General features: G+C 64.8%; 16 protein-coding genes. 2 read left to right on the top strand and 14 right to left on the bottom strand.

Annotation, left to right across the window (positions count from 1 at the left end; translation table 11 throughout):
- Window positions 1–95 precede the first annotated feature (95 nt).
- The 6 genes from ACVILL_RS02715 to ACVILL_RS02740 all read right to left on the bottom strand — a co-directional run bounded on the left by ACVILL_RS02715 (window position 96) and on the right by ACVILL_RS02740 (window position 7553).
- Window positions 96–1832, bottom strand: a complete 1737-nt coding sequence (locus ACVILL_RS02715; RefSeq protein ID WP_456727729.1) for a protein kinase domain-containing protein — start codon at window positions 1830–1832, stop codon at window positions 96–98.
- Between the two features lie 60 nt (window positions 1833–1892).
- Window positions 1893–2711: a formate/nitrite transporter family protein gene (locus ACVILL_RS02720; RefSeq protein ID WP_456727730.1), complete on the bottom strand. Its 819-nt coding sequence runs from the start codon at window positions 2709–2711 to the stop codon at window positions 1893–1895.
- Between the two features lie 497 nt (window positions 2712–3208).
- Window positions 3209–3955: a transporter substrate-binding domain-containing protein gene (locus ACVILL_RS02725; RefSeq protein WP_456727731.1), complete on the bottom strand. Its 747-nt coding sequence runs from the start codon at window positions 3953–3955 to the stop codon at window positions 3209–3211.
- Window positions 3956–4126: 171 nt separating this feature from the next.
- Window positions 4127–4552, bottom strand: a complete 426-nt coding sequence (locus ACVILL_RS02730; protein ID WP_456727732.1) for a DUF4399 domain-containing protein — start codon at window positions 4550–4552, stop codon at window positions 4127–4129.
- 37 nt (window positions 4553–4589) lie between these two features.
- Entirely contained in the window at window positions 4590–6137 is a 1548-nt protein-coding gene (locus ACVILL_RS02735; RefSeq protein WP_456727733.1) for an SUMF1/EgtB/PvdO family nonheme iron enzyme, read from the bottom strand.
- 213 nt (window positions 6138–6350) lie between these two features.
- The gene (locus ACVILL_RS02740; protein ID WP_456727734.1) at window positions 6351–7553 is read right to left on the bottom strand and encodes an MFS transporter; all 1203 of its coding nucleotides are present in this window, start codon (window positions 7551–7553) and stop codon (window positions 6351–6353) included.
- Window positions 7554–7627: 74 nt separating this feature from the next.
- Between ACVILL_RS02740 and ACVILL_RS02745 the strand changes: the two genes are divergently transcribed.
- The gene (locus ACVILL_RS02745) at window positions 7628–8440 is read left to right on the top strand and encodes an AraC family transcriptional regulator (RefSeq protein ID WP_456727735.1); all 813 of its coding nucleotides are present in this window, start codon (window positions 7628–7630) and stop codon (window positions 8438–8440) included.
- A gap of 158 nt (window positions 8441–8598) precedes the next feature.
- Entirely contained in the window at window positions 8599–9951 is a 1353-nt protein-coding gene (locus ACVILL_RS02750; RefSeq protein ID WP_456727736.1) for a malonyl-CoA decarboxylase, read from the top strand.
- A 199-nt stretch (window positions 9952–10150) separates the two neighbouring features.
- On the opposite strand, the gene ACVILL_RS02755 is transcribed toward ACVILL_RS02750, so the two are convergent.
- The 8 genes from ACVILL_RS02755 to ACVILL_RS02790 all read right to left on the bottom strand — a co-directional run bounded on the left by ACVILL_RS02755 (window position 10151) and on the right by ACVILL_RS02790 (window position 19539).
- Window positions 10151–12523, bottom strand: coding sequence for a TonB-dependent receptor (locus ACVILL_RS02755; RefSeq protein WP_456727737.1), 2373 nt, complete (start codon window positions 12521–12523; stop codon window positions 10151–10153).
- A 297-nt stretch (window positions 12524–12820) separates the two neighbouring features.
- Complete coding sequence (locus ACVILL_RS02760; protein ID WP_456727738.1) at window positions 12821–13882, bottom strand: hypothetical protein; 1062 nt, start codon at window positions 13880–13882, stop codon at window positions 12821–12823.
- A 175-nt stretch (window positions 13883–14057) separates the two neighbouring features.
- A complete protein-coding gene (locus ACVILL_RS02765; RefSeq protein ID WP_456727739.1) occupies window positions 14058–15227 on the bottom strand; it encodes a mandelate racemase/muconate lactonizing enzyme family protein in 1170 nt (389 codons plus the stop codon).
- Between the two features lie 142 nt (window positions 15228–15369).
- Entirely contained in the window at window positions 15370–15636 is a 267-nt protein-coding gene (locus ACVILL_RS02770) for a DUF3297 family protein (protein WP_106320564.1), read from the bottom strand.
- Entirely contained in the window at window positions 15633–16109 is a 477-nt protein-coding gene (locus tag ACVILL_RS02775) for a glutathione peroxidase (RefSeq protein WP_456727740.1), read from the bottom strand. The genes ACVILL_RS02770 and ACVILL_RS02775 overlap by 4 nt, the downstream gene beginning before the upstream one ends.
- A gap of 1 nt (window position 16110) precedes the next feature.
- Window positions 16111–17502, bottom strand: a complete 1392-nt coding sequence (locus tag ACVILL_RS02780) for an amidase family protein (protein WP_456727741.1) — start codon at window positions 17500–17502, stop codon at window positions 16111–16113.
- Between the two features lie 72 nt (window positions 17503–17574).
- Window positions 17575–18144: a c-type cytochrome gene (locus tag ACVILL_RS02785; RefSeq protein WP_456727742.1), complete on the bottom strand. Its 570-nt coding sequence runs from the start codon at window positions 18142–18144 to the stop codon at window positions 17575–17577.
- A 123-nt stretch (window positions 18145–18267) separates the two neighbouring features.
- Window positions 18268–19539, bottom strand: coding sequence for a PQQ-dependent sugar dehydrogenase (locus ACVILL_RS02790; protein ID WP_456727743.1), 1272 nt, complete (start codon window positions 19537–19539; stop codon window positions 18268–18270).
- Window positions 19540–19620: the final 81 nt, after the last annotated feature.

Here is a 19620-nt window from a genome sequence, read left to right on the forward strand (position 1 = left end):
GGATGCACGGCCACCAGCGGGGCCGATTCACCCTTCGAGGCTCGCAAGAGCTCGCACCTCAGGATGACGGGGTTAGGTCAACGCAACCCGACCCGCTACCGCAAATGATGCGCGCCGTAGGCCAGCAGCAGCACCACGACGACCGCCAGCACCAGCGTGGTCGACTTCCAGAACAGCACCGGGTTGCGCTCGATCAGCGGGGTCGATGAATTCGTCAGATACTTTGCGTTGGGATTGCGCAGGTCGAACAGGAATTCGGAAAAGCTGTCGTAGCGCTTGAGCGGATTGGCGTGCACGGCGCGCTCCAGCGTGCCGTCGACCCAGTTCGGGACCTCGCGGCCGCCATGCGCGGCCGGACGGTAGACCAGCCGGTTGAAGTCGGATCGCGTGCGGGCGCGGGCGATCTGCGCGCCATAGGGCAGGCGTCCCGTCAACATCTGATAGGTGACGACGCCGAGCGAGAACAGGTCGGAGCGCGCCGTGCCGCCCTCGCCCAGGAAATATTCCGGCGCGGTGTATTGCTGGGTGCCCAGAATGTCCTCGACGCCCACAGGCGCGGCGTCGGCGACGCCCGAAATCCGCGTCGAGCCGAAATCGATGATCTTCACCGTTCCGGTCTTGTCGATCATGATGTTGTCGGGCCTGACGTCCTGGTGCAGCATCTCCTTGCGGTGGAACGCGCGCAGCCCTTTTGCAATTTGCTCAGTGATGTCGCGCACGGTCTCCAGCGCCGGCGCGGGATTGTCCGTGATCCACTGCGTCAGGGTCTGGCCGTCGATATATTCCATCGCGACATAGAGGAAATTGCGTCTGCGCTGCGGCAGAAACGGCTTCAGCACATGCGGACTGTCGATCCGCCGGGCGACCCACTCCTCCATCATGAAGCGCTTCAGATAGGCGCCGTCGTCGCGCAGGTCGATCGAGGGGATCTTGATCGTGACCGTGGTGCCGCTTTCCTCGTCGACCGCGAGATAGATATGGCTGCGGTGTGAGGCATGCAGTTCGCGCACGATGCGGTAGCCGTCGAACAGCATCCTCGCATCGAGCAGCGGCGGCAGCGGCAATTCACTGGGCTGGCCGAACACCTCGCTGGCATCGCCGTCGGGCAATTCGTCGATCCGGACGATCTGCGCGGTGAGATTGTCCGGGCTGCCGCTCTCATAGGCCTGGGCGACGATCGCCTTCGCGGCAGCGTCGAGGTCGGCGGCGCCGTCTTTGATCGTCTTCGCCAGCTGCCGCGCCGGGACGTGCTCGTAGATGCCGTCGGTCACCAGCAGGAAGATGTCGCCGCGCTCGAGCGGGAGATTCTGGTAGTCGATCTCGAGCTGCGGGCTCACGCCGAGCGCGCGGCCGAGATACCTCTGCTGCGATGAGATCACGACGCGGTGGTCGTTGGTCAGTTGCTCGAGGCTGTTGCCGGCGACGCGATAGATCCTGCTGTCGCCGACATGGAACAGATGCGCAATGGTCGATCGGATGACCAAGGCGGTCAGCGTGCAGACGTAACCCTTGTCCTTGTCGTAGGGATTCTGGCCGCGCCGCGTCTGCGCGTACAGCCAGGAATTGGTCGCCTCCAGCACCCGCTGCGCCGAGCTCTTCACCGACCAGGATTCCGAGGTGCAGTAGTAGTCAGTCAGGAAGCTCTTGACCGCGGACTCCGCAGCGACGCGGCCGACGCTGCTCGAGGAGATGCCGTCGGCGAGCACCACGGCGATGCCCTTCAGGCCGAGCAGCGGTTCGCCCGGGATCAGCACGCCGTGGAAATCCTGATTGGCGTCCTTGCGGCCCTGATCAGAGAATTGCCCGACCGATATTTTCAGCGCGCGCGGCATCGACCGTCCCGATGCGAATGGGGCCCTCCGCGACAGGAGAGCCCCATCAGCCGGCCAGGATCAAGCGGCCAGGCGCTGGCGCTTCGGCGCCGTCTTCACGTGGGTGGTGTAGAGCGTCAGCCCGGTGAAGGCGAGGCCGCCGGCGAGGTTGCCGAGCACGGTCGGGATCTCGTTCCAGATCAAATAGTCCATGATCGAGAACTTGGCATGCAGCATCAGTCCCGACGGAAACAGGAACATGTTCACCACCGAATGCTCGAACACCATGTAGAAGAACACCAGGATCGGCATCCACATCGCGATCACCTTGCCGGGCACCGTGGTGGAGATCATGGCGCCGACGACGCCGGTCGAGACCATCCAGTTGCAGAGCATGCCGCGAATGAACAGCGTAGCCATGCCCGCCGCGCCATGCGCCGCGTAGCCCAGCGTTCGGCCCTCGCCGATGTTGCCGATGGTCATGCCGACCTTGTCGGGCTCCTGCGTGAAGCCGAAGGTGGTCACGAACGCCATCATGAACGCCACCGTGAGCGCGCCGGCGAAATTGCCGATGAAGACGAGGCCCCAGTTGCGCAGGACGCCGCCGAGCGTGACGCCGGGGCGCTTGTCGAGCAGCGCGAGCGGCGAGAGCACGAACACGCCGGTCAAGAGGTCGAAGCCCAGCAGATAGAGCATGACGAAGCCGACCGGGAACAACAACGCCCCGATGATCGGCTGGCCCGTGTTGACGTTGATCGTCACCGCAAACCAGGCCGCCAGCGCGAGAATCGCACCGGCCATGTAGGCGCGGATCACGGTGTCGCGCGTCGACATGAAGATCTTGGATTCGCCGGCGTCCACCATTTTGGTGACGAATTCGGACGGTGCGAGATAGGCCATTGATAAAGTCCCCTTGCGCAATTCGGCCGCGCCGGTTGCCTGCCGGAAGCGACGCGGGTTGGTTGAAATGCTCGTCCGTCCGGGGAAGATGGGTTGCAACGATTGCTCGAGACGCCCCGGCGGGGCGCCTTGATCCCCTCACCTCGGCCTTCGCTGGCTTCGGCAATCCGGAGGACGGCAGTCGTCATTGACTGGTGCAATCAAAAGCAATGGATATGCCAACCGGTGATGCCGGCGCCAGAACAAAAAACCATTCTAATACAACTGCTTATCCATTCGGCATGGGAGCCGACCGGCACAATGGCGCCGATTTATGCAGCTTGCCCAGATGTCACTCATTGCGGCGCCCCTTCTCTATTCCCCGTCATCCTGAGGAGGCCGCATCGCGGCCGTCTCGAAGGATGCACGGCCCCGGCTGGTGGCGGTCGATCCTTCGAGGCTCGCTCCGCTCGCGCCTCAGGATCACGGGGATAGGGTCGTCGATACGCGCCGCTACTTCACTTCACCTCGGTGCGGACCGGCGAATCCTTCAGCCCGTTGCTGTCATAGGCCTTGCGCAGCGTGCCGTTGGCGATCGCCTCGGTCATGAATTTGGTGACGAAGGCGGCCGCGAGCGGATGGTCGAGCGGCACCGCAACCGCGGTCACGGTCTGCTTGAAGGTCTCGTCCAGCACGCAGGTGCCTGGAATCTTCTTCGCCATCGCCATCAGCTGGTCGCGCGACAGTGCGAAGGCGTCCACCTCGCCATTCTCCAGTAGATGGAAAATCTCGTCATAGGTCTGATACCCGGTGACCTTGGCGCGCTTGAGATGCGCGATCGCGCCGCGCATGGTCGTAGTGTTGTTGACGGCGGCGACCTTGACGCCGTCCTGGTCGAGGCTGGCGAAATTGGTGATCTTCGAGCCCGGCCTGACGATGTAGGTGGCGTCGGCGACCTCGTAGATCGGCCCGAACGTCATCCTGGTCTCGCGCTCGGGATCCTTGGGCAGGAAGGTGACGTCCCAGGTGTTCTTCGACGCCGCGTCGGTAATCTGGCCGGAATTCTGGTGCACGACGTATTCGACGGGCACGCCGAGCTGCGCCGCCATCTCGCGGCCGAGATCGACTGGAACGCCGGCATAGCCAGTCCCGGTTTTGGTCGACCAGAACGCGCCGCCCGCCGGGCTGATCGCGATCGCGACCCGGAGCTTTCCGGTCGGCGCGATCTGATCCTTCAAGGCTTCGGCGTCGGCTGATGTGGCCATCACAATCACTCCCAGAACGAGGCCGGCCAGACGCAGCAATCGAGACAACATCGGAGGCCCTCCACACCGGGTCTTGCTTGCACCAAGTCTTGCGCCCGGCGGCGCGCAACAAACCGCACGAGGCCGCCTTGCGCAAGCGGCGGTTCGCGCAAGGGAGCCATCCGTATCGGCCTATTTGACCCGGATGGTGATTTTCTCGGAGACGACCGGCGGGTTGAATGGGTAGTGCTTGGCATCGCCCAGCACGAGCTGCAAGGTGTGCTTGCCGGGCGCCAGATCGAGCTGCGTCTCGGTCTGGCCCGCACCGAAGTGCAAATGAGACTTGTCCGAGGGGATCGGCTCATTCGGATTCAGCGGCTCGTTCACGTCGATCAGAAGATGGTGATGGCCGCTGTTCGGGTAGTCGTCGCCGGCATGGGTGACGCCCATGTTGCGCAGCCCAAAGCGGCACCAGAACGGGCTTTTGAGCTTGGCGCCGTCGCGTGGCCAGATGAAATACAGCTTGGTGTCCTTGCCGGCCGGCTTGTTCTGCGCGTCGGCCGGAGCCGCGAACAGCGTCAGCGCCGCGGCGAGCATGATCAAGCCTGCACTTTTCATAGCCCCTCCATGAAGCCTGGCGATCAGGGATGACCGCTCAGGGAGACAGTGCGACCCGGAAACCGTGGGTCGGATAACGAACATTGGTGTCGTAATTGTCGCGATTGGCCGGACGCACATAGCGCGCGTCATTCTTCCAGGAGCCGGAGCGGATGACATGGGAGGCGCAGTCGCCGCCGGACCACACGGCGCCGTCGGCCGGCGCGCCCTGGTAGTTCCTGTGCCAGCAATCCTCGACCCACTGATCGACCCCGCCGCCCATGTCGTAGAGGCCGAACGGATTCGGCTTGAAGCTGCCGGCCTTGACCGGCTGATCGGCGGCAGCGTCGCCGCCGCAATCTTTGCAACCGGCGTTGCCCGATTGCATCTGGTCGCCCCACCAATATTTCGATGACGTGCCGCCGCGCGCCGCGTATTCCCATTCGGCTTCGCTTGGAAGCCGGTAGGCCTTCTTCGTCGCCTCGGCGAGCCAGGTCAGATATTGCTTCGCATCGCTCCAACTCACATTGGTGACGGGAACGTCGTCCTTGCCGCTGGCCGTGAAGCCGCAGGCCTTGGCCGCCGCGCAGGCATTCCATTCCCGCACGGTGACCGGATACTTGCCCATGGCGAACGGCTTGACCGTCACCTTGCGGATCGGCCGCTCCGAGGGGTCGTCATTGCTTCCCATCGAGAAGCTGCCGCCCTGCAGCGAGACCATTTCAGGCTCCGGCACCGACACGGCGGGACTTGCGGAGGGCGCCGCTTGAGGCGACGCTTGCTGCGTCGGTGCGGCGCGCGGGATCGGACTTGCAGCTTGGCCTGGAGCCGGGCTCGGTGCCGGCTGCGGAACGGCAGGCGACGCCGCCGGCGACGGAGGCGCCTGTGCCAAATCGGCGGGCTTGCCGCGCGGTTGCGCCAGCATGTACCACAGCACGCCCCCCGCGATGATTGCGACCGCCAATCCGAGCAGCGTGAGCAGGATGGACTCGCGACGCCTGCGCGTCCTCTGGTACGCGGCAGCGTCCGGCAGCACGCGATAGACCCGGACCGGATCGGTGATGTTCTTGACCTTCTTGTCGCCAAGCGATTCGTACCCGCAGACCATCTTGTGCTTGATCTGCTCATAGATGCCGCCGGAGATGAAGACGTCACCCGGCGCCGCGATCCCTTCCAGACGCGAGGCCACGTTGACGCCGTCGCCATAGATGTCGTCCGGCTCGATGATGACGTCGCCGAGATTGACGCCGATCCGGTACTCGATCCAGTGATCTCGCGCGATCGCCGCGTTGCGGCCGATCATGTTCTGCTGGATCACGATGCTGCAACGGACGGCCTCGACAGGACTGTCGAACATCGCGATAAAGCCGTCGCCGGTGGTCTTGACCAGCTTGCCATGGTGCTCGGCAATGGTGGGCTCGATCAGGTCGCGCAGGGTCCGCTTGACGCGCGTATGCGTGCCTTCTTCATCAATTTGCATCAGCCGGCTGTAGCCGGCGATATCGCCAGCAACGATCGCTGCGAGCCGCCGCGGCATTGAGTTGCCAGGAGGCTGCGTATTGTCGGGCTGTGACCGACCTGACTTGAAGTCGCGAAGTTCTCCCATAGCGCTCCGGTTGCTCCAAAGAGATGTGTGCTCGAGGCGCAACCGGCGCCACGTCCCCGAGGCCCAGCCAAACCTACCACACCTGCGGATTGGAACAAAGTTCGCGAAGCGTGACCAAGCTCACGGATTGCCGCCCGCGCAGGAGCCGCGTACCCGCCGAGGAGCCGGAGGGTACTATCTCAGCCGCAAACCGGGTGGCAAAACACTATTGCGTCAGCCCGTCTGCGTCGCGGGGGTCCGGATCTCGCGCGGCAGGATGATCGCGGCCGCAATTGCCAGCAGGCACAGCGCGGCGAACGCGCGCAGCATCATCGAGAAGCCGCCCTGGTCGTACAGCCAGGCCACCAGGCCGACGGAGGCGCCCGCCGCGGTGAAGCCGACGAAATAGCGCACCGCATAGGCGCGCGAGCGCCATTCCTCGGTGGTGTACTTGCCGACCATCGCATCGTTCACCGTCACCTGGCCGAACGCGCCCATCACGATGCCGATCGAGACCACGATCAGCGGCAGGTTGGAGAGGCTCGCCGCCAGATAGAGGAACGGCGCCAGCAGGAACGACAGCGGCAGCGCCACCGTCTTCAGCGAGTACCTGTCGAGCAGCTTGCCGATCGTGTACTGCGTCATCGCGCCGAATACATAGACCCCGGCCGCGATCACGCCGAGCAGCGCCGGGCTCCTGGTCAGGTCGGCGAGCCGTTCGGCGAACAGCTTCGGCAGCGCCACCGTCACCGCGTTGAACGTCGTCGAGATCGCGATCACCACGATCAGGAGCGACAGCACCACGCGCCACATGTCCTCCTTGGCGACGCGCACCTGGGCAGCGGCCTGCTTGGAGCCCTTGCGGTCCTCGTGCACCACCGTCATCGCGAAGGCGATGCCGATCAGCACGGTGACCGTGCCGGGCACGATGAAGGCCCAGCGCCAGCCGAGATACTGGCCGATCACGCCGGTGACCAGCGCCGACGAGGCGACCCCGAGATTGCCCCAGACGCCGTTGATTCCCATCTGGGCGCCGAGCTTCTCGGCATAGGACACGATCATCGCGGTGCCGACCGGATGGTAGATCGAGGCGAAGATGCCGATCGAAAGCAGCGCCGCGCCGAGTTGCAGCGGCGTCTGCACGAAGCCGACCGAGATCATCGACAGCCCGATGCCGACGAAGAAGATCACCATCATGTGGCGGCGGCTCCAGCGGTCGCCGAGCCAGCCGGTGATCAGCGAGCCGGCGCCGAAGGCGATGAAGCCCGGCGTCGCATAGGGCAGCAGTTCCGAGTAGGCCATGCCGAGTGCCGGGCCCATGATGATGACCGCGGCGGCGAAGATCAGCATCGCATAGTGGTCGATGAAATGGGCGGCGTTGACGAAGGTGATCACCCGGCCGGGACTGTTGCTTGAACTGTTCCTGGGGCTGTTCATGGGCACGTCTCTCACGCGATTCTTCAATTGCTCCAAAATAGGTTATAGGTGCTTGTCCTGACGGGATGTCGCCAATGACTATCGCTGAACCGCCAATAAGAGCCCTCCACAAGGACCGGCGCGTCACCGGCGACGGCGTCCATATGGTCGCGCGCAGCTACCAGAAAGGCGTCCGTCTCGAGGCGCACATGCACCGCGAGGCTCAGCTGGTCTATGCCGCCAGCGGCACCATGCAGGTGACCACGCCGCAGGGCCGCTGGCTGGTGCCGCCGGACCGCGCGGTGTGGGTCCCTGCCCTGCTTCCCCACGCGATCGACGTGCTCGCGGATATCGAGATGCGTACGTTGTATTTCGACCAGGCCTGGCTTGCGCGCGAGCAGCGCAGCGACAGCCTCAAGCACGAATTCGTGGTGCGGGTCTCGCCGCTGGTGCACCAGGCGATCCTCGCGCTGTTCGACACGTCCTGCGGGCGCGAGCGCACCGACCTGTTGATCCGGCTCGTGATGCTGGAGCTGCACCAGGCCGAGGACTCCGCGACCTTCATCCCGCTGCCGCAGGAGCCGCGCTGCCGCCGCGCCGCCGACATCGTGCTGGCCGATCCGACCAAGGACCACGAGATCGACGCGCTGGCGCGCACCGTCGGCACCTCCGGGCGGACGCTGTCGCGCCTGTTCGCGGCGGAGACGCAGCTCTCCTTCAAGAGCTGGCGCCAGCGCGCCCGCATCGCGGCCGCGATCGAGCGCCTGTCGACCAACGCCAACGTCTCGGTCAAGCAGGTCGCCTCCGACCTCGGCTATGCCAGCGTGCCGGCGTTCTCCCATGCGTTCCGCCAGGTCACCGGCAAGACACCGACCGCGTTCGCGGAGAAAACGTGCGAGAAAAGGTGAACGGGATTTGTCAACGGGCGCAGCAGCGACGAATCATACCGTTGTCGCGCTGCGACATATTTCCGTACGATCCCTGCGCTTGATTGCAGTGCTCCCGACCTTAAATCCCGTGTAAGGTCCGGCTTCACTGGATACGACCCGCTGGATACGACCTGCTCATGGCCAACGCCTTTTTCTCCGATCTGCTCTCGACGATTTCCGAACGTGGCCGCGTCCTGCTCGGCCGCGCCAGCCCGGCCAACGACAAGCAGGATGCGTCCGAGCTGCTGGAATTGTGCGAGGCGCTGCTGTCCGGCCGTGGCGAGGCCTCTGGCACCGCGATGGCGCGCGAAGTGCTCGATCGCTACCACCACCTCGATGCGCCCGGCCGGCTGTCGTTCTTCCAGACGCTGGCGCGCGATTTCGGACCCGATCGGGCCAGACTGACGCAGGCGATCGAAAGCTGGCGCGCGAAAGCCAATGGCGACGATGCCAGCGACCTGCACTTCGCCTCCGAGCCGCGCCGCCAGGAATTGATTCGCCGGCTCAATCGTGCGCCCGGCGGCACCGGCGAGCTGGTGTCGATCCGATCGGATCTGCTTTCATTGATGAAGGGCAACAAGGACCTCGCCGCGCTCGATCGCGACGTGGTGCACCTGCTCTCGTCCTGGTTCAACAGGGGATTTCTTGTGCTGCGCAGGATAGACTGGTCGTCGCCGGCCAATATTCTGGAAAAGATCATCCGTTATGAGGCCGTGCATGAGATCCGCGATTGGGACGACCTGCGCCGCCGTATCGATCCGATCGATCGCCGCTGCTACGCCTTCTTCCATCCGGCGCTGGCCGACGAGCCGCTGATCTTCGTCGAGGTCGCGCTGACCGAAGCCATCCCGGGCGCGATCGCGCCGCTGCTCGCGGAAGAGCGCGAGCCGGTGCCCGTCGAGCGGGCCCGCACCGCGGTGTTCTACTCGATCTCCAACACCCAGCGCGGGCTCGGCGGCATCTCCTTCGGCAGCTTCCTGATCAAGCAGGTGGTCGAGGAGCTGCGCCGCGAATTGCCCAAGCTCGACAACTTCGTGACGCTGTCGCCGGTGCCGGGCTTCATGCAGTGGGTCAAGCAGGCCGATGACGCGCCGCTGACCGAGGAAGACCGCCAGCTGCTGGAAAGCCTCGGCAAGCCCGACTGGTTCGAGAATGCCGAGCTCGCCACGCAACTCCGCGCCTTGCTGGAGCCGCTCGCCGCCTATTACTTCCTGAAGGCGCGCACGCCGAAGGGCCGGCTGATCGATTCGGTCGCGCGCTTCCATCTCGGCAACGGCGCGCGGCTGGAGCGGATCAACTGGCTCGGCGACCTCTCGCCCAAGGGCCTGCGCGAATCCGCCGGCGTCATGGTCAACTACCTCTACCGCCTCGACGACATCGAGAAGAACCACGAAGCCTACGCCAACAATGGCGAGGTGATCGCCTCGAGCGCGGTGAAGAAGCTCTTGAAGGGCGAAGGCCGGCGGCTGCTAGACATGCGGCTGGGGTGACGAGACCCAGCTCTATCCCGTCATAGAGCGTCCGCATTCCAACACCGTCATCCTAAGGTGCGAGCGGAGCGAGCCTCGAAGGATGCACGGCCCGGCCGGTGGCCGTCGATCCTTCGAGACGCCGCTTCGCGGCTCCTCAGGGTCACGGGGCAATGAACATCGATAGCAATGACGGCACGGCGTTCGACGCCTCGGCGTCCTAAAACCTCGCCCGCGCCGTCAGCCGCACCGTGCGGCCCTGCCCCGGCGAGATGTTGTTGTTGCCGTCGGCGGACGCCCAATAGCCCTTGTCGAAGATGTTCTCGACATTGAGCTGCGCGCTCCAGGTCTCGTCGATCTTGGCATAGACCGCCGCATCGAAGCGGACGAAGCCCGGCAGCCGCACGGTGTCGTCGGACGAGGCGAAGGAATCGCCGAAATAGATCACGCCGAGCGCCGCCGCCCACGTCGGCGTGAACTGATACTTGTTCCACCAGGCAAACTGATTGTACGGCACGAGCTGGACGCGGTTGCCGGGCACCACCGTCGCCGAGGTCGCGCCGGTGATCTTCGCATCGGTATAGGCATAAGCCAGCGACGACTGCCATTGCTCGGTGATGTAGCCGGTCAGGCTCGCCTCGACGCCGCGCGTCAGCGTGCTGCCCGAGGGAAAGAAGAAGCCGGGATTGTTGCCGTCGGCGATCGGCTGGTTGGTGCGGTTCAGATTGTAGACCGCGGTCGAGAACAGCAGCTTCGGATTGATGTTCCACTTCATGCCGAGCTCGACATTCTCGAAGCGCTGCGGCTGCAGGATCAGCGTGCCGTCGTTCAGCGCGCTGAACTGGTCGCCCGAGGCCGGAAGGTAGGAGATGCTGTAGGCAGTGTAGACCGACATCGAATCGATCGGCTTGATGATCAGGGCGCCCTGCGGCGACACCAGATTGTCGACGCGATTACGGTTGATGTTGGTGTTCATGTCGGTCGCCGACATGTCGAAGCGATCGAACCGCGCACCGGCGACGATCTGCATCCCGCGCGAGATCTCGATGGTGTCCCTGACATAACCGGACTGGATGTTCAGCGCGTAGCGGCTGTTGGAGTCGGGCGTGGTGACGCCGTCGGTGTTGGTGCCGGTGAAATGGTGAATGAACGTCACCGGGCCGAAGTAAGTCGGCGCGAACGGATTCTGCACGATGGTGTTGGTGCCGTTGGGAAAGATTCCGGTGTTGCGGATGTCGACACCGCTCTGGCGGCCGAACTCGGTGCCGAAGCCGACAGTGTGGAACAGCGGACCGGTCCAGGTCTTGTAGGTGAAATCGGTCTGGTTGAAGAAATTGTCGCGGTTCGTCGTGTGCTGGTAGGCGCCGAGGTTGACCGCGGTGTCCGCCGGGTTGACCGCGCCCGCGAGCGCGCCGCCGGTCGGATAGACGTTCTGATAGAACTTCTGGTAGTCGGCGGCGATGGTGCCGTTGCGCACCGTCAGCCCGTTCTCGAAATCGTGCTCGATGATTGCCATGCCGGTCTGCACCGTCGCCTGCGCGGTGTTCAGCGCCGGACTGCCGAAGAAGGTCGAGAAGTCGCCATTCGGCGCGAACGGCGTGGTCGGGTTGAAGCGGGTCGCCCCACCCGGCAGCCCCTGTGAGGGATTGCCGCGATCGGCGGTGCGCCCGTCGTGGAAATACTCGTAGCTCAGCTTGATCCTGGTGTTGTCGTCAGGCTTCAGCGTCACCGTCGGATTGATGCCGTAGCGCTCGAGATGATTGAAATCGCGGAAGGCGTCGGCGCCCTCGTAGAACACGTTGAGCCTTGCTGCGACGTTCTCGTTGATCGCCTGTCCGGCATCGAGGGTGACGCGGCGATCGCCCCACGAGCCGGTCTGCGCCGTCGCCTCGTAGACGCGGTTGCCGTCGGCCTCCTTCAGCGTGCGGTTGAGCAGGCCGCCGCCGGCGCCGCGGCCGAAGGTCAGCGCGCTCGGCCCTTTCAGCACCTCGATGCTCTGGGCGTTGTACATGTCGCGGAAATACTGCACGTCGTCGCGAAAGCCGTTGACGAAGAAGTTGGCGCTGGAATCCACGCCGCGGATCACGAGCTCATCGCGATTGCCCTCGCCCTGATGCACGGCAACGCTGGGGACGTAGCGGGTGACGTCGGTGAGGCCCTGGTAGTTCTGGTCGCGGATCTGCTCCCGCGTGATGACGTTGAGCGATTGCGGGATGTTGACGATGGCGGTGTTGGTCCTGGTCGCAACCGAGGTGCTGTTGGCGAAGTAGCCCGATGTGCCGGTGCGGGCATCCTGCGATTCCGTGAAAGGCTTCGGCGCGGCCGTGGGCTCGATCCGCCGTGCGGTCTGGGTACGGCGGCCGCGTGCGGCGGCCGTGTTGCGCGACGACGACGGCGCGCTGCGGCGGCGTTGCGTGGCCGGCGCGGTGACGGTGACCGGCGGCAGCGACGATGCGCCGCCTTGCGCCGGGGCCGACTGCGCCTGCGCCGCGGACGTTACGAGCGGAACACTCAGCGCGAGATAGCTCGCCGTGAGCAGCGAGAGTTTCGCAAGCAGAACCGTGCGACGGTTGTTTTGTGATCTTGATGTCATGACGTCGTCCCCAAGCAACTCTCGCCTTGCCCAAAGGCGATGCGTCGTCCTCTAGAGACGTGAGGTGCCGTGCGTCCAGACGACGGGCCTGACAAAATTTTTGCGCGACGACGGAATAAAATCGCGACGAAAGCCCGCAGGTTCTGCTCGCAGCGAGCGCACGGTCGGAAAAGTCAAGGATACAAATGGTTTCAGTCGGCTTCCGGATTTGCGCCCGGAAACGAAGAGCGGCGCTCGCGCACCGCTCTCCTTGTAGGGATTCCAGATTGTATCGATTCTAAAGCCGTGAGGATGCCCTCACGCCGTTGCGGATCGCGGCCGCAGCCCCGCCGGCAGATGCGTGTCGATCCAGCCGGCGATCGCACGCTCGTTGCGATGGTAGAGCAGGCCTGCGGCGATCACGGCAATCCCGATCAGCGACAGCGAGAACGGAAACCACAGCGAGTCCTTGAACACGACGTCGGCGAGATGACCGAGATAGAGGCAGATGCCGAACGCGCCGAACACCGCATAGGCGCGCCGCATCAGGATCACGGCGATCGCGATCAGGCCGACATTGAGCAGACAGTAGACCGCTTTGCCCAGTTCGGTTGAACCCGAGGACGCGGTGATCCCGCCCCAGAACGCCATCAGACCGAACAGATGCAGCCAGAACGCAAAGTCGGCATTGCGGCTGCGATAGTCGACGGTCCATGCCACCGCAAGGACGGCCAGTCCGAACCAGACCGACACCCGGCGCTGCGTCTCGAAGTCGGCATGAGCCGTGCCGCTGAACCAAGGCGCCAGATCCATCGACATGAACCACAGCGCGAACGCGATGATCGCGACGATGAAGGCGAAGCGGAAGTAACGCAGCGCGACGACGCCGGCGGCAATCGTTGCGATCTCCATGAAGATCCAGCTGCCCTTCACCCAGATGTAGAAATCCTGCACGGTCCCCGGCTTGCCGAACTTGCCCCACCAACCCAGTTCGTCCTGGATGCCGTAGACCGCGAGCGGCGCCATCGAGACCGCGATCGCGATCAAGAGGCCGCCGGGAACCCGCAGGTTTTTGCGGTGCCAGAGATAGTGGCCAGCCATCGTGAAGGCGGTGGCGTAGGCCAGCGCGCAGACCGTCAGTGCCCGGCCGCCCATCTGGGTGAAGGCCAGGGTCGAGAACAGGCCCATGGCGCCGATCACGATCAGCGCGCCGGCGTACCAGAGCACGTGTGCGGCATCGAACCTGGCGGCCGGGCTTGCGTCGCCGGCCGCCCCCTGCCCTTCGCTGCTCGCCAGGAAGGCCAGCAGGCGTTCCAGATCAGCCGGGCTGATCGCCCCGGCATCTGCGGCTTGGCGGAGATCCTTCGCCGAATATGGCATGCGGCTATCCTCATGATCGGTTCAGCGCCGTCCAGGTGACCCGGAATGGCGTCTCTCCCTCATGAGTATAACCGAACATGAGCAACGTTCAATATTTTCTTGAGCGTTGCTCACAGGAATTTGCGAGCGAACTCAGGCATGCCCCGAACCGCCGGATCGGCACGGGCCCGGCTGTTTAGTCGGCCAGCGCCTTCATTTCTGCGTAGAGGTCGGATTTGCCCTCGAAGCCGATGCCGGGAAGATCGGGCATCACGATATGGCCGTTCTCGACGCGGACGCCGTCCGGGAACCCGCCATAGGGCTGGAACAGGTCGGGGTAGCTCTCGTTGCCGCCGAGGCCGAGGCCGGCTGCGATGTTGAGCGACATCTGGTGACCGCCATGCGGGATGCAGCGGCTCGGCGACCAGCCGTGGGTCTTCAGCACCTCGAGCGTGCGCTGATACTCGCAGAGCCCGTAGGACAGCGCGCAGTCGAATTGCAGCCAGTCGCGGTCCGGCCGCATGCCGCCATAGCGGATCAGGTTCCGCGCGTCCTGGTGGCTGAACAGATTCTCGCCGGTCGCCATCGGGCCTGGATAGAATTCGGCGAGCGCAGCCTGCAATGCGTAGTCGAGCGGATCGCCGGCCTCCTCGTACCAGAACAGCGGGTACTCCCGCAGCATCTTGGCGTAGGCGATCGCGGTTTCCAGATCGAAGCGGCCGTTGGCGTCGACCGCAAGCTGCGCTGCGCTGCCGATTTCCTTCAGCACCGCCTCGATGCGCTCGCGGTCCTCAGCGAGCGGCGCGCCGCCGATCTTCATCTTCACGACGTTGTAGCCGCGGTCGAGATAGCCGCGCATCTCCCTGCGCAGCGCGCCGAGGTCCTTGCCGGGATAATAGTAGCCGCCGGCGGCATAGACGAAGACGCGCGGGTTGGCGCTCACGCCATGGCGCTCGGCGAGCAGCCGGAACAGCGGCTTGCCGGCGATCTTCGCCACCGCGTCCCACACCGCCATGTCGATGGTGCCGACTGCAACCGAACGCTCGCCATGGCCGCCCGGCTTCTCGTTCGACATCAGCGTCGCCCAGACCTTGTCCGGATCGAGATTGTCACCGCTGGCATCGAGCAGCGATTTCGGATCGGCTTCCTTGAGGCGCGGCGCAAAGCGCTCGCGGATCAGACCACCCTGCCCGTAACGGCCGTTGGAATTGAATCCGTAGCCGACCACCCGCCTGCCGTCGCGCACCACATCGGTGACCACGGCAACCAGGCTCGAGGTCATCTTGGTGAAGTCGATATAGGCGTTGCGGATCGGCGAGGAGATCGGTTTTGTGACCTCGCGGACGTCGACGATGCGGACGGACATGCTGTTGTTGCTCTCTATTTTGGCTGCCCGCTTCTCTGCGCACCGTCATTGCGAGGAGCGAAGCGACGAAGCAATCCATTTCTCAACAAGCGGAGGAATGGATTGCTTCGCTGCGCTCGCAAATGACGGTGGTGGAGTCGGCTCAGGACTTCGCCTTATCCCGGAAATACGGCTCGACCGGCCCGTGCACCTTGATGGTCAGCGGATTGCCGTAGCGGTCCTTGGCGTTGCCGGCGGTGACGCGCACCCAGCCTTCGCTGATGCAGTATTCCTCGACATTGGTCTTCTCGACGCCCTTGAAGCGGATGCCGACATCGCGGGCGAGAATATCCGCGTTGTAGTACGGGCTGTTCGGATCGACCGAGAGGCGGTCGGGGAATTGGTCGTTGGTGTCGTTGTCGTCGCTCATAGCAGCGCCTCGATTTCCTTCTTCAATCCCTCGGGCCTGGCGGTCGGCGCATGCCGCGCCACGACCTTGCCGGAGCGATCGACCAGGAACTTGGTGAAGTTCCATTTGATCGCCGGCCCGAGCAGGCCGGACTTCTCATGTTTCAGGTGTTCGTACAATGGATGCGCGCCGCTGCCGTTGACGTCGATCTTGGCGAACATCGGAAACGTCACGGAATAGTTGGTCTCGCAGAACGCGGCGATCTGCGCGGCCGTCCCCGGCTCCTGCGCGCCGAACTGGTTGCAGGGGAAGCCGAGCACGGCAAAGCCGCGCGGCGACAGTCCGGCATGGAGCTCCTGGAGGCCCTTGTACTGCGGCGTGAACCCGCAGGCGCTCGCCGTATTCACGATCAAGAGCACCTGCCCCTCGAACTGCCGCAACGGCATGTCCTCGCCGGCGAGCGACTTGGCGGTGAAATCGTAGACCGATGCCATCTCAGCTCACCGGATCAATGGCAGCCGACGGCGTGCCGCCGGCCTCGACCGCCTCGCCCGCGGCGAGGCAGAGATCCTCGCGGTAGCGGCCGGCCACTAGCTGCACGCCGACCGGAATCCGCCCGACGAGGCCGGTGGAGACGACAAGCCCGGGAAGCCCCATGAAGGGGATCGCGATCTGCGGCAGCTGCGCGTGCCACACGCGCGCGAACGACGCCTCGTCCTTGCGGTCGAGATGATCGGGGAACGGCAGCTCGCCGGAAACCGGCATCAGCAGCACCGGATATTTATCGAGGAAGGCGAACCATTCCCGCGTCAGCGTCGCGCGGCGGGTCAGCGCCTGCGACAGGTCGAACGGATGCACCCGGGCACGGACACCGCGCAGGCAGGCCAGCGCACCGGGATCGCCCTCGCGCTCGGCGAAGGCGAGCTGGGCCTCGTAGCCGTCGCCGAGCCAGAGCCGGGTCTGGATCTCGGCCGCCTCGCGCAAGGAGGGCGTGTTTGCGATTTCCTCGACGATCCAGCCGGCGGCTTGCAGGCGCTTGCCGGCGTCGGCGACCGCGGCGACCACCTCCGGCACCGGGTCGAGACCATCGGGATTGAGGCACATCGCAACGCGCTTCTCGCGCGGCGGTCCCTCGAGCGGCACCGGCGCGTACCAGGGATCGCGATAGTCGGGCGCCGACATCGCCGCGAGCGAGATGCGCAGATCGTTCACGGTGCGCGCCAGCGGGCCCGACACCGCGCTGATCTGCGGCCCGATCGGACGCTCCGGCAGCGCCGCGTTGAAGGCGGGGATGCGCCCCATGCTGGGCCGCAGGCCATGCACGCCGCAGGCATAGGCCGGATAGCGGATCGAGCCGGCGATATCGGTGCCGTGCGCGATATGGCCGATGCCGGCCGCGACCGCGGAGCCCGCGCCGCCCGACGAGCCGCCCGGGGTGATGGCTGGATCGCGCGGGTTCTTGGTATCGCCGTGAATGAGGTTGGTGGTGAACCAGCGATAGGAGACCGCCGGACAATTGGTGCGACCGAGCAGCACCGCGCCCGCCTTGCGCAGGTTGGCGACCACCGGATTGTCGGCCTTGGCGATCAGGTCGCGCTGTGCCTTCAACCCGTTGGTGGTGGCGTAGCCCTCCTGGTCGACATTCACCTTGATCGTGATCGGCACGCCGGCAAGCGGACCGACCGCCTCGCCGCGCGCAATAGCCGCATCGATCGATGCCGCCTGCGCCAGCACGTCGTCCGGCCGGTGATCGACCACCGCGTTGATCTTCGGGTTGACCGCATCGAGCCGGGCGAGCCCGGCCTCGGCCGCCTCCTTCGCCGATACCTTCTTCGATTTGATGAGGCCGGCGAGCTCGGCTGCCGACAGACGCCAAAGATCCTGCATGAGATACTCCGTATGACGCAGGCTTTTTAGCGCCGCCCGGAGAACAAGGCCAGCGGCCGGCCGCCTGATGTTTCAGCGCACGTGAGCGATGTAGTAGGCAAGGTCGCCGATCTGCTCCTTGGTGACGGTCTGCATCACGTCGGCCATGGTGGCGTCGTAGCCGTGGCGGCTGTTGTCCTTGTATTCGGCCAGCGTCTTGGCGAGGTAGTCCTCGCGCTGGTTGGCGATGCGGGGGACGTTCTCCTTGCCGGAGAAATCGGTGTTGTGGCAGCTGTTGCAGCGGTTCTGCTGCGCCAGCGCCTGGCCCTTCGCCATCCGCGCCGGATCGCCGGCGTCCGTGGGCGGCGTGGGCTTCGGCAGGGTGGCGATGAAATCGGAGAAGCTGCGCAGATCGTCGTCGGTCATCGACTTCGTCATCTCGTTCATCGGGTCGAACACCCTGAGCTTCTCGCGGAACATGAACAGCTGGATCAGCGCATAGGGCGCCTGCTGGCCTCCGAGCGACGGCGTGTTCTCGGTTTCCGAGGTGCCATGCTCGCCATGGCAGGCAAAGCACGCCACGGCGCGCTCCTGGATGGTCTCGGCGCCGACCGGAAACGCAATTAAGGCCAATGCCAGCGCTGCGGTGATGGTTTTGTACATTGGCCTCTCCGGGCAAATTCCGTCATTGCGAGGAGCGAAGCGACGAAGCAATCCGTCTCTCCGCAAGTGGAGGAATGGATTGCTTCGCTTCGCTCGCAATGACGATGGCTGAGCTACTCTGGCTTACTGATTGGCGACCTTCGGCTTGCCGTAGCTGACGCGATAGACCGCGCCGTTCCAGTCGTCGGAGACCAGCAGCGAGCCGTCCTTCAGCAGCATCACGTCGACCGGGCGGCCGACATACTTGTTGTCCTCGAGGAAGCCGGTCAGGAACGGCTCCATCGACTTCACGGTGCCGTCCTTGTTCAGCTTGACCACGACGACGTCACCGCCCTGCTTCTGCGACTTGTTCCAGGAGCCGTGACGCGCGACGAAGATCGCATTCTTGTAGGTCTTCGGGAACTGGCTTCCGGTGTAGAAGCGCATGCCGAGCGAGGCGGTATGCGGGCCCATCAGGCCGACCGGCGCGGTGTAGTCCTTGCAGTTCTTGCCCCAACCGAGCTCCTGGTCGATGATGTTGCCCTGGTAGCAGAACGGCGCGCCGAAATCCTCGCCCGCCTTGGTGATGCGGTTGAGCTCGTCCTCCGGCACCGTCTCCGACAGCCAGTCGCGGCCATTGTCGGTGAAGTACATCTGCTTGTTCTCGGGATTCCAGTCGAAGCCGACCGAGTTGCGCACGCCGAGCGCATAGACCTCGGCGCCGGAGCCGTCGAGATTCATGCGGCGGATCTGGCCGTGGTCGGCGTCATGCAGCACGTTGTTGCCGGGCTGGCCGACCGGGACATAGAGCTTGTTGTCGGGACCGATGGCGATGAACTTCCAACCATGCGCCTCGTCCTTCGGCAGCTTGTCGTAGATCACGGTCGGCTTCGGCGGGTTGTCCAGATTGTCCTCGATCTTGTCGATCTTGGAGACCTTCGAGAGCTCGGCGATGTAGAGCGTGCCGTCCTTGAAGGCGACGCCGTTCGGGCGATAGAGGCCGGAGGCGATCACCTTGACCGAGCGCTTGCCGTCCTTGTTGACGATCGCATAGACCTTGTCGACGAGCCGGCTGCCGACGAACACGGTGCCCTTGTCGCCGAGCGCCATCGAGCGCGCATTGGCCATCCCAGCGGCATAGACCTCGACATTGAAGCCGGCTGGGACCTTGAGCTTGGCGAGCGGCAGCTTGTCGGGCGCGGACGGCAGCGGCGGCGGCGCCACCGGCGCGAGCTTGGCGGCGGCTTCATTGTCCGGACGGCCGATCAAGGGCGAGCCCGGCGGCAGCGGCTGGGCGGCGGGCGCAGCACCGGCGGCCGGCGCGGCGGGCTGTTGCGCCGCAGCAGAGAGCGTGAACGCCCCCAGCATGGCCCCGGCAAGCAGCAGGCTGCGCGGTGCGAATGAGTGTTTTTTCATGATGATCTCCCCTGGGTGGAAGCCCGTTGTTGCTTGCGCCATTGAGGTCGATCGGCGCTATCAGGCTTTCCGTTCATAGTC

Source organism: Bradyrhizobium sp. USDA 3364 (assembly GCF_054056355.1).